Source organism: Micromonospora sp. D75 (assembly GCF_018070405.1).
Classification (GTDB): Bacteria; Actinomycetota; Actinomycetes; order Mycobacteriales; family Micromonosporaceae; genus Micromonospora; species Micromonospora chalcea.
In genome coordinates this window covers 1-2,647 of sequence record NZ_JAGPXV010000744.1, presented here as the reverse complement: position 1 = coordinate 2,647, position 2,647 = coordinate 1, and the positions used below count along the sequence as shown (strand labels likewise).

The window sequence follows — 2,647 nt, the reverse complement described above, 5'->3', positions numbered from 1 at the left end:
TCATGAGTCCCCGATAAGGGTGAACGGAAAATGAACTCCGGCCAGGTTGTTCACGCCATGGTCGGCAAGGTCACCCGGACGACCTCGCCGTCGGCGTCCCGCTCGATCCGGACACGCTGCCCCAATCGGAGCAGCCGCAGCCCGGAGGCGTCGAACGCGCGGGCCGGGAACGCCAGCTCGGTGCCGTCGTCGAGCAGCAGCACGCCGCTGCGGGTCGACGCGTCGTAGGTGGCCACCGTGCCCTGCATGCCAGCACCGTACCGGACTGCGGCCCCGGCCAGCAGCGCCGCCGTGCGTGGCCCCAGACCCAGCCCGGCGGCGGCGGCCAGGTCCGCCGGGGTGTCCACGTCCCGGCGCAGGCTGGGCCAGTCACCGGCCAGCGGCAGCGCCCCGCTCGCCGCGTGGGCGGCGGCCGAGCCGGGCCCGAACCGCGGCGCCAGCGGCACCCCGGCCGGCGCGGCCAGCAGCACGGTGCCACCGCCGGGTGCGTCCGCGACGTACCCGCGTACCCCCTGGGTGGCACGCAGCGCGGCGGCCAGCTCGGCCGGTCGCAGCGCGGGCAGGTCGGCGGTCAGGCCGGCCACGGCGGCGCGCGGCCCGGCGACGGCCGCGCCGTGCCGGAACGCCGCGTTCAGCCCGGCGCCCGGATCGGCGGCGACCCGGGCGCCCGCCGCGTCCGCCGCCGCGCGCACCCGCGCGTCGTCGGTCACCACGAGCACCCCGGCGACCGCCGGGCACGCCCGCGCCGCGCGCAGCGTGTCGGCCGCCAGGGCCAGCGCCAGCTCCTCATGGGGTACGCCGGGCAGCGCGCCCCGCAGCCGGCTCTTCGCCGCTCCCAGGCGCTTCACCGGCATCACCACGGTCCAGCGGGCCTCAGACACGCCGACCATCCTGCCAGCGGGAGCGCCGGTACCCGCACTGGCCGCAGCGGGGGCGAACAGGCATGATTCTGTGCCGGGGCGCGTGGGCGGATCGAGGAGGCACTGTGGCACGGCGGAGGCTGGGGTTCTGGCGACGGCTCGCCGTGGTGCTGGTGAAGCCGCTGATGACGGTCTGGACCCGGCGCACCTGGCGGGGCATGGAGCACCTGCGCGGCGACGGCGGCGTGATCCTCGTGCCGAACCACATCTCGCACGCCGACCCGCTCGTGGTCGCCCACTACATCTACGACGCCGGGCGCTGGCCGCGTTTCCTCGGCAAGGCCAGCGTGTTCCGGGTGCCGGTGGTCGGCGCGATCCTGCACCGCTGCCAGCAGATCCCTGTCGAACGGGGCACCGTCGAGGCGGTCAAGTCGCTGGACAAGCTGGTCGCCGCGCTGGCCGAGGGGGGCGCCGTGGTGATCTACCCGGAGGGCACCACCACCCGGGAGCCGGACCTGTGGCCGATGAAGGGCAAGACCGGCGCGGCCCGGCTGGCGCTCGCGACCGGCGCCCCGGTGGTCCCGATCGCCATGGTCGGCCCGGAGCGGATGTTCGACCCGCGTACGGCGCGGTTCGGGCTGCGCCCGCGTACCCCGGTGACGGTGGTCGCCGGCCCGCCGGTGGACCTGAGCCCCTGGGCCGGCGCCACGCCGACCCGGCCGATCCTGGAGGAGATGACGGACACCATCATGCTGCGCATCCGGGATCTGGTCGCGGAGATCCGTGGCGGCACACCACCGCCGCTCTGGCAGCGGCCCGCCCGCACCGGCATCCGGGAGGCCGGCGAATGAGCGGGCACGTGGCGGTGCTGGGCGCCGGGTCCTGGGGGACCGCGTTCGCCAAGATCCTCGCCGACGCCGGGCGGGACGTCACAGTGCTGGCCCGCCGCGTCGCCGTGGCCGAGGCGATCCGGACCGGCCGGGAGAACCCGGAGTACCTGCCGGGCGTACGCCTGCCGGAGCGGGTGACCGCCACCGGCGACGCCGCCGAGGCGATCGAGGGCGCCGAGGTGGTGGTGCTCTCGGTGCCGTCGCAGACGCTGCGCGGCAACCTCGCCGACTGGACGCCGTACGTGGCGCCGGACGCCACGCTCGTGTCGCTGATGAAGGGCATCGAGCTGGGCACCACCAAGCGGATGAGCCAGGTGATCATGGAGACCGCCGGGGTGCCCGCCGACCGGGTGGTGGTCGTCTCCGGGCCCAACCTGGCCCCGGAGATCGCCGCCGAGCAGCCGGCCGCGACGGTGGTCGCCGGCACCGACAGCCGGCGTACCGCGCTGGTGCAGGCGTCCATCCGGACCCCGTACTTCCGCCCGTACACGAACGACGACGTGATCGGCTGCGAGCTGGGCGGCGCGGTGAAGAACGTGATCGCGCTGGCGTACGGCATCGCCACCGCGATGGGCTTCGGCGACAACACCCGGGCCATGCTGATGACCCGGGGGCTGGCCGAGACCGCCCGGCTGGGCGTGGCGCTCGGCGCCGACCCGATCACGTTCGCCGGGCTGGCCGGCATGGGCGACCTGGTCGCCTCCTGCTCGTCCCCGATGGCCCGTAACCGCACCTTCGGCGAGCACCTCGGCCGGGGGGAGTCGCTGGAGCAGGCCCAGGCGGCCACCCGGCAGACCGCCGAGGGCGTCAAGAGCTGCCTGGCCATCCGCGACCTGGCCCGCGCGCACGGGGTCGAGATGCCGATCACCGAGCAGATCGAGCGGATCTGCCACGAGG

General features: G+C 75.6%; 3 protein-coding genes and 1 pseudogene. 2 read left to right on the top strand and 2 right to left on the bottom strand.

The window, feature by feature from the left end:
* Nucleotides 1-50 precede the first annotated feature (50 nt).
* Together KBX39_RS33635 and cofC are read right to left on the bottom strand one after the other, a co-directional pair.
* On the bottom strand, nucleotides 51-248 hold the full coding sequence (locus tag KBX39_RS33635; RefSeq protein ID WP_043330566.1) for a cold-shock protein: 198 nt from the start codon (nucleotides 246-248) through the stop codon (nucleotides 51-53).
* A 33-nt stretch (nucleotides 249-281) separates the two neighbouring features.
* Nucleotides 282-890, bottom strand: a pseudogene (gene cofC / locus KBX39_RS33630) (2-phospho-L-lactate guanylyltransferase); the annotation flags it as partial.
* A 95-nt stretch (nucleotides 891-985) separates the two neighbouring features.
* Between cofC and KBX39_RS28465 the strand changes: the two are divergent.
* Both KBX39_RS28465 and KBX39_RS28460 read left to right on the top strand, forming a co-directional pair.
* Nucleotides 986-1,711, top strand: a complete 726-nt coding sequence (locus KBX39_RS28465) for a 1-acyl-sn-glycerol-3-phosphate acyltransferase (RefSeq protein WP_043325959.1) — start codon at nucleotides 986-988, stop codon at nucleotides 1,709-1,711.
* Nucleotides 1,708-2,647 (top strand): NAD(P)H-dependent glycerol-3-phosphate dehydrogenase (locus KBX39_RS28460; RefSeq protein ID WP_210873482.1); only part of this gene is annotated, 940 nt, incomplete at its 3' end. The genes KBX39_RS28465 and KBX39_RS28460, both read left to right, overlap by 4 nt.

What these genes read in the sequence shown, in the direction of transcription:
- KBX39_RS33635 (WP_043330566.1), bottom strand. Translation starts at nt 248, where the DNA reads ATGCAGGGCACGGTGGCCACCTACGACGCGTCGACCCGCAGCGGCGTG.